This is a genomic window from Clostridium sp. (genome assembly GCF_051278035.1).
Taxonomy (GTDB): Bacteria; Bacillota; Clostridia; order Clostridiales; family Clostridiaceae; genus Clostridium_AD.
In genome coordinates this window covers 24,631-31,520 of record NZ_JBNMNU010000029.1, presented here as the reverse complement: position 1 = coordinate 31,520, position 6,890 = coordinate 24,631, and the positions used below count along the sequence as shown (strand labels likewise).

Genomic DNA, 6,890 nt, shown 5'->3' with positions numbered 1-6,890 from the left:
TAATTTTAAAGAAGGGACGTGTTTTAAAGGTGCGTTATCTAATTAAATATACAAAAGAAAGTGAAATTAAATTTATTGCTCACTTAGATTTAATGAGAACTTTGCAAAAGATAGTTAAAAGATCAGAGCTTCCAATAGAATATTCAAAAGGGTTTAATCCCCACATGGCGGTGTCTATAGCGCAACCATTGTCAGTAGGAGCACATTCGAGTGGTGAGTACATGGATGTGGTTTTAGACTCAGACCTAGAAGAAAAATATATTTTAGATAAAATGAATGAAAACACGCCACGTGGAATTAAAATTTTAGACGTGGTAAAAGTTATTCCAGTAGAGGGGAAAAAGAAGGTTCAAGCCATGGCAATTATAGATGCTGCTAAATATACTATTAAATTAAAATGCAGTGATGAACTTTCAGTAAAAGAAGCTTTAAAGGATATTTGTGAAACTGATCAGTGGAATATCGTTAAGAAAACTAAAAGTGGAGAAAAAATGGTTGACATAAAATCATTAGTTCATGAATTTGAATTCCAAGTAGAAAATTCTGTGCTTTGTATAACGTCGCTTGTTTGTTGTGGAAGTAGAAATAATTTATCTTCACAGTTAATAGCGGATTATATGAAAGAACATGTATCGACTATTGATAAAGATGCCTTCGTTGATATAAAGCGGGAAGAAATGTATGCATACAAAGATGAGAAATTAGTCACTCTTAGCGAATTTTTCAAAATTTAGTATGATAGGAGTGAGCAGAGTGAAAGAGATATATATTGAAAGACAAGATGAATTTTTGAGAATAGCTATAAAAGAGAATAATAAATTAAAGGAATGCTTCATAGAAGAAGAGCTTGGTGGACCTATACCTGGGGAAATATATAAGGCGATAGTAAAAAATATTGTTCCAGCAATTAAGTGTGCCTTTGTAGATATTGGGCACAATAAAGATTGCTATATGTATATGGATGAAAGGTTTAACAACACCAAGATAAAAAAAGGTGAGGAACTTGTAGTTGAAGTTTTAAAAGAAGCGATAGATAAAAAAGGCGCAAAAGTAACCAGTGCTTTCGGTATTCCAGGGATATATTCTGTGGTTGTAAATATGAATAAAGACATAAGCTTTTCTAAAAAAATAGATAATAAAGCTTTTGAAAATTTGGTGAAGAGTGAATTAAATAAACCAGAGGACATTGGGGTTATGATAAGAACAAATGCCGTTGAGGTAGATATTAACGTTCTAAACAATGAAATTGAAGGCTTATACGAAACATATAAGGATATTGTAAAACGAGCTGAATATTCTAGAAATCCTATGCTATTATTTAGCGATGCCGGGGCGTTAAGCAGAACACTACGTGATATATTAGATAAAAACACTTTCAAAATAGTACTTAACAATGAAAGTGATTATGAGTATGCTAAAAAATTTGCAGAAGATCGAGAAGACATCGATGTAAAAGTTGAGTTTCATAATGAAAGTAGAATGTTATTTGACTTTTATGGAATAGAAAAAGATATACTCAGTCTTCGAAGTCATAGAATTTCACTAAAATGTGGAGGTAATATCGTAATTGAGAAGACCGAGGCAATGTACGTAATTGATGTTAATTCAGGTAAGAATGTAAAGAGCCATTCACTTAGAAAAACTGCTCAAAGTACTAACATCGAAGCCGCAGAAGAAATTGCAAGACAAATAAGGCTTCGAAATTTAAGTGGGATCATTATAATAGATTTTATTGATATTGAGGATTTAGAGGTTAGGCGAAGTATTCTGAGTGTTTTGGAAGCTGGATTTTCTGATGATAAAAATAAGACTGTAATTTATCCCTTTACGCAGCTTAATTTGGTGCAAATTGCAAGGCGTAGGCGTGGAAAGTCCATATATGAATTTATTGAGGAGCCTTGCAAGTACTGCAGAGGAAAGAGTAGTAGGGTTAAATTATCATATATGCAATTTTTAATTAAAAATAATATTTTTAAAATGTACAAGGAGCAGGGCTTAAAAGATGTATATATTGAAATTGACGAAACTTACAAAAAGGACATAATGGATGACATTTTAGAATTTGCGAGGCTAATTGGAGCTTTAGATAATAGTATTTATGTGAATTTTATTCCTCATTTAGAGAATTTCAAAGTTGAATCGCTAATTTTCGCAAATCAAATAAGAAATATGCAAACCTATAAGATATATGGGTAAATATGCTTTACAAACATATGGATATATGTTAGAATGGCTTTTGTAGACCGCACACGCAAGGTTATAAAATATACATGATATTAGTAGAATTTTACATAATGTATATACCTGGGATGGCGAGACTGGATCAAGGAGGTGTATTTTTATGTACGCAGTTTTATATACTGGTGGAAAGCAATACAGAGTTCAAGAAGGAGACGTTTTATTCGTTGAAAAATTGGATGTTGAAGCTGAAACAACTGTTGAATTTGACCAAATTCTTGCTGTAGGCAAAGAAGATGGGTTGGTAATTGGAAAACCTGTAGTTGAAGGCGCTAAAGTTGTTGCTAAGGTTTTATCACAAGGAAAAGCTAGAAAGATAGTAGTTTTCAAGTTTAAGAGAAAACTAGATTACAGAAAGAAACAAGGACACAGGCAAGCTTATACTAAGATTCAAATCGAGAAGATTGAAGCTTAATTATGGTAAATGTTGAATTTGTTCGAAGCAATGGTAAAATAGTTTCTTTTAAAATAAAAGGTCATGCTATGCCAAAGGAAGACAATTTAGATGTAGATTTAATTTGTACTGCCATTTCAGCAATTTCCCAAACCATAGTAATTGGGATTGAGGAAGTTTTGAAAATTAAAGTAGAGTATGATATAGAGGATGGATTTCTTAATTTAAATTTAGAAAATCAAACCCATATAGATATCGAAAGATGTCAGGTTTTACTTGAAACAATGATACTTGGACTTAAGAGTATAGAAATCACTTATGGAAAATATATAAAAGTAGAAATAGAGGAGGTGTAATACTATGTTAGTTATGAACCTTCAGTTATTTGCTCACAAAAAAGGAGTAGGTAGCTCGAGAAATGGTAGAGACAGTGCGGCTCAAAGACTTGGAACTAAACGTGCAGATGGACAATTTGTTCTTGCAGGTAACATTTTAGTAAGGCAAAGAGGAACTAAAATTCATCCAGGAAACAATGTTGGAAAAGGTGGAGATGACACTCTTTTTGCTAAAGTTGACGGAGTTGTTAAATTCGAGAGAATGGGAAAAATGAAGAAAAAAGCAAGCGTTTATCCTATTGATGTTGAGATATTAATGGCTGAATAATTTAAGGCACCCTTAAAGGGTGCTTTTTTAAAATTCTCTTTTGGAGGATAGTAATGAATGAATTAGATAATTATATAAGTTTACATAGAAAACAAAAACACGACTTTATGAATGATTTACAGGTCATATATGGATATTTGCAAATTGAAAGGCCACAAAGCGCTTTGGAGTATATAGATAGATTATCTAAAGAAAATGAAATTATTAGTGGAATTTATAAATTACAAGACAACGGGTTTTCACTATGCCTTGAAAATAATATTAAAAAGTTATGGGCAAATGGAATAAAAGTGGAATTGGATATTGAAATTAGTAATTTTAAAAATAAAATCTTTGAAAATGAATATGATAAAAAAAATGATTTAGTTAACACTATATTTATTGAAATAGAAGAGACTAACCAGAAATTTGTTTGTATTTATATATTTGAGGATGAACTAGGTGAAAGTTTACTTATTACCAATAATGCAGAAATGTCTGACGAAATAAGTTGGATGGATGAATGGCAACAAATAGAAATAGAAATTGATCATTTACGAATTTATAAGTGTGGGATTGGCAATAATATAGCTTATAGATTAATATTTTAGTTATAATTCATTTAAATGAAAAGAAATAGAAATTGAACTAAGGTAAGGTGAAATATATGTTTATTGATACAGCTAAAATTTTTGTTAAATCAGGGAATGGTGGAAATGGATCCGTTTCATTTAGAACGGAAAAATATATACCACTGGGTGGACCAGATGGTGGAGATGGTGGAAATGGTGGAAGCGTAATATTAGTAGTTGATGCTAGTATGACTACACTACTGGATTTTTCTTATGCAAGAAAATTCATAGCAAAAATTGGAGTACAGGGTTCTGGATCTAAGTGTTATGGAAAAGGTGGAGAAGATCTACAGGTTAAAGTACCAATGGGAACTATTGTAAGAGATGCGGAAACAAATAAAGTAATGTGTGATTTATCTCATGATGGTCAAACTTATGTAATTTGTAAAGGCGGACATGGCGGAAAGGGTAATGCTAAGTTTTGTACCCCTACAAGGCAAGCACCAAATTTTGCTGAACCTGGAATGCCAGGAGAAGAACGCTTTATTAAGCTCGAACTTAAGCTTTTAGCGGATGTTGGACTTTTGGGATTTCCAAATGTTGGTAAATCAACATTGCTTTCAGTAGTATCTAAAGCAAGACCTAAAATAGCTAATTATCATTTTACTACACTAAAACCAAATTTAGGAGTAGTAAGTGTTAAAGGAGCTCAGAGTTTCGTTATGGCTGATATACCAGGAATAATTGAAGGAGCAGCTGATGGAGTAGGCCTTGGGATAGGATTTTTAAGGCATATTGAAAGAACTAGAATGCTTATTCATGTAGTTGATATATCGCAAATTGAAGGTAGAGATGCTGTAGAGGACTTTATTAAAATAAATGAAGAACTTAGAAAATATAGTATTAAACTATGGGATAGACCTCAAATTATAGCAGCTAATAAAAGTGATATGCTATATGATGATGAAATTTTTGAAAACTTTAAAAAGAAATTAAACGAAATGGGATATGATGATAGTAAGATATTCAAAATATGTGCGGTTACAAATGAAGGTGTAGAAGATTTAATGAAAGAAGCAACCAGAATTTTAACCACTATCCCAGTTACAGAACTAGTAATACCGGATGATGAAAAATATGTAATAGAAGAAAAACATTTTACTTATGAAATTAATGTTGATGATGAAGGAACTTATGTTGTTGATGGAACCTTTGTTGATAGATTGTTAATTGCTGTTAATATAAATGAACCGGATTCTCTTAAATATTTTCATAAAGTACTAAAGAATAAGGGAGTATTTAAGGCATTAGTCGAAAAAGGAATTCAAGATGGTGATTTAGTAAGACTACAAAAGTTTGAATTTGAATTCTTATTATAACAGGTAATAGATTTAAATTATTGCCCTATAAGAATGTGACTAGGAGGATATTATGATTACAAGTAAGCAAAGAAGTTACTTAAGAAGTCTAGCAAATCCATTACAACCTATATTTCAGGTTGGGAAAGCTGGAATAGAAAAGAATTTCTTGAAACAGTTAGAGGATGCACTAGAATCTAGAGAACTTATTAAAATTAAGATTCTAAATAATAGTGGAATAACTGCAAGAGAAGCTTCAGATATAATTTGCGAAGCCATAGCTGCTGAGGCAGTTCAAACTATTGGTAGTAAATGCGTATTGTATAAAAGGTCTTTTAAAAAGCCCAAAATTGAATTACCATAAAAGCATGTAATTTTACATGCTTTTTCCTTATCTAAAATTAAAATATGTGTTATTATAATTATGTTATATTTATAAAATAAAGAGGTGTTAAAGTGAAAAAAGCTATTTTTGGAGGAACCTTTGACCCTATTCATATAGGTCACGTGCATATTGCATATGAAGCATTATACAATCTACATATGGATAAGATTATATTCATGCCTGCAGGTAATCCACCACATAAAACTAGTAAGAAAATTATAGATTCTAAAATTAGATATCAATTGGTTAAAAAAGCAATAGAAAAGGAAAATCGATTTGAAATAAGTGATTATGAAATTAATAAAAAAGAAAATAGTTATACATATGAAACCCTTGAACTTTTTAATGAACTTGATAGTAGTATAGAGTGGTACTTTTTAGTTGGTGCAGATAGTTTAATGGATTTAGGCTATTGGAAAAATGTAGGTAGAATGCTTGATAATTGTAAATTAATAGTTTATAATAGGGCAGGTTTTAAAAAAGAAGAAGTGCTAAAACAGAAACTTCATATAGAACAGAAATTTAATGTGAAAATAATTTTTTTGGATATGTCAATCATAGATATATCTTCAACCAATATTAGAAATAATATTAAAATAGGTAGAAATGTTAACTATCTTTTGCCAGAAGGTGTGGAGGAAATTATCCATAAGCTTAAGTTATATAAATAGTAGTAGGAAACATGAGTATAATTTACAAATGATAGAAAGAATAGGGGGGAACTAATGTGGAATGAAGTGGAAATGTATGATTATTTACGCGGAAAATTACGAGAAAAAAGATTTAGACATAGTTTAGGTGTTAGTGAAACGGCAGTTGCGCTAGCCATTAAATATGGAGCAAATATAGAAAGTGCAAGAATTGCAGGTTTAGTACATGACTGTGGAAAGAATATGAGTGATGAACAGCTGATAGAAGTAGCTAAAGAGCATGAAGTACAGTTAGATGAAATATATTTTAGAAATCCATCCTTATTGCATGGAGTGGTAGGTAGCATAATAGCTAGAGAAGTAATGGAAATTAATGATGAGGATATTATAAATGCAATTTGCTATCACACTACGGGTAGGAAAAACATGAGCATTTTAGAAAAGATAATTTTCATTGCAGACTACACAGAGCCGTTAAGACAATCCGCAGGTGTAGAGGAATTAAGAAATTTAAGTATGAAAGATTTAGATGCATCAGTAATAAAATGTCTTGAAAATACCATAAAATATATTTTAGATCAAAAAGTATTATTGCACAATGATACTATAGATGCAAGAAATTATTTATTGTGCGAAAACAGTAGGTGATAT

At 31.0% G+C, this 6,890-nt stretch carries 10 protein-coding genes; all 10 read left to right on the top strand.

The features are described from left to right. Positions 1–734 (top strand): TIGR03936 family radical SAM-associated protein (locus tag ACJAX4_RS06445; protein ID WP_435788630.1); only part of this gene is annotated, 734 nt, incomplete at its 5' end. A gap of 19 nt (positions 735–753) precedes the next feature. Next, positions 754–2,196 carry a ribonuclease E/G gene (locus tag ACJAX4_RS06440; protein WP_435788629.1) on the top strand — a complete coding sequence of 481 codons (1,443 nt, stop codon included), beginning with the start codon at positions 754–756 and terminating at the stop codon, positions 2,194–2,196. A gap of 145 nt (positions 2,197–2,341) precedes the next feature. Then, positions 2,342–2,653 carry a 50S ribosomal protein L21 gene (gene rplU, locus ACJAX4_RS06435; RefSeq protein ID WP_435788628.1) on the top strand — a complete coding sequence of 104 codons (312 nt, stop codon included), beginning with the start codon at positions 2,342–2,344 and terminating at the stop codon, positions 2,651–2,653. 2 nt (positions 2,654–2,655) lie between these two features. Further along, positions 2,656–2,988, top strand: coding sequence for a ribosomal-processing cysteine protease Prp (locus ACJAX4_RS06430; RefSeq protein ID WP_435788627.1), 333 nt, complete (start codon positions 2,656–2,658; stop codon positions 2,986–2,988). A 4-nt stretch (positions 2,989–2,992) separates the two neighbouring features. Beyond that, positions 2,993–3,295: a 50S ribosomal protein L27 gene (gene rpmA / locus ACJAX4_RS06425; RefSeq protein WP_435788626.1), complete on the top strand. Its 303-nt coding sequence runs from the start codon at positions 2,993–2,995 to the stop codon at positions 3,293–3,295. Between the two features lie 53 nt (positions 3,296–3,348). After that, positions 3,349–3,885, top strand: coding sequence for a Spo0B domain-containing protein (locus ACJAX4_RS06420; protein ID WP_435788625.1), 537 nt, complete (start codon positions 3,349–3,351; stop codon positions 3,883–3,885). Positions 3,886–3,941: 56 nt separating this feature from the next. Then, a complete protein-coding gene (gene obgE / locus ACJAX4_RS06415; RefSeq protein WP_435788624.1) occupies positions 3,942–5,225 on the top strand; it encodes a GTPase ObgE in 1,284 nt (427 codons plus the stop codon). Positions 5,226–5,277: 52 nt separating this feature from the next. Then, positions 5,278–5,568: a ribosome assembly RNA-binding protein YhbY gene (gene yhbY / locus ACJAX4_RS06410; RefSeq protein WP_435788623.1), complete on the top strand. Its 291-nt coding sequence runs from the start codon at positions 5,278–5,280 to the stop codon at positions 5,566–5,568. A 92-nt stretch (positions 5,569–5,660) separates the two neighbouring features. Continuing rightward, positions 5,661–6,260: a nicotinate-nucleotide adenylyltransferase gene (gene nadD / locus ACJAX4_RS06405; protein ID WP_435788622.1), complete on the top strand. Its 600-nt coding sequence runs from the start codon at positions 5,661–5,663 to the stop codon at positions 6,258–6,260. Positions 6,261–6,314: 54 nt separating this feature from the next. Continuing rightward, the gene (gene yqeK / locus ACJAX4_RS06400; RefSeq protein ID WP_435788621.1) at positions 6,315–6,887 is read left to right on the top strand and encodes a bis(5'-nucleosyl)-tetraphosphatase (symmetrical) YqeK; all 573 of its coding nucleotides are present in this window, start codon (positions 6,315–6,317) and stop codon (positions 6,885–6,887) included. The last annotated feature ends 3 nt before the right edge of the window (positions 6,888–6,890 follow it).

Bases quoted from the DNA above. Each gene is read 5' to 3' on its own strand.
- rplU (WP_435788628.1), top strand. From the start codon at position 2,342: ATGTACGCAGTTTTATATACTGGTGGAAAGCAATACAGAGTTCAAGAA.
- ACJAX4_RS06430 (WP_435788627.1), top strand. From the start codon at position 2,656: ATGGTAAATGTTGAATTTGTTCGAAGCAATGGTAAAATAGTTTCTTTT.
- rpmA (WP_435788626.1), top strand. From the start codon at position 2,993: ATGTTAGTTATGAACCTTCAGTTATTTGCTCACAAAAAAGGAGTAGGT.
- ACJAX4_RS06420 (WP_435788625.1), top strand. From the start codon at position 3,349: ATGAATGAATTAGATAATTATATAAGTTTACATAGAAAACAAAAACAC.
- obgE (WP_435788624.1), top strand. From the start codon at position 3,942: ATGTTTATTGATACAGCTAAAATTTTTGTTAAATCAGGGAATGGTGGA.
- yhbY (WP_435788623.1), top strand. From the start codon at position 5,278: ATGATTACAAGTAAGCAAAGAAGTTACTTAAGAAGTCTAGCAAATCCA.
- yqeK (WP_435788621.1), top strand. From the start codon at position 6,315: ATGTGGAATGAAGTGGAAATGTATGATTATTTACGCGGAAAATTACGA.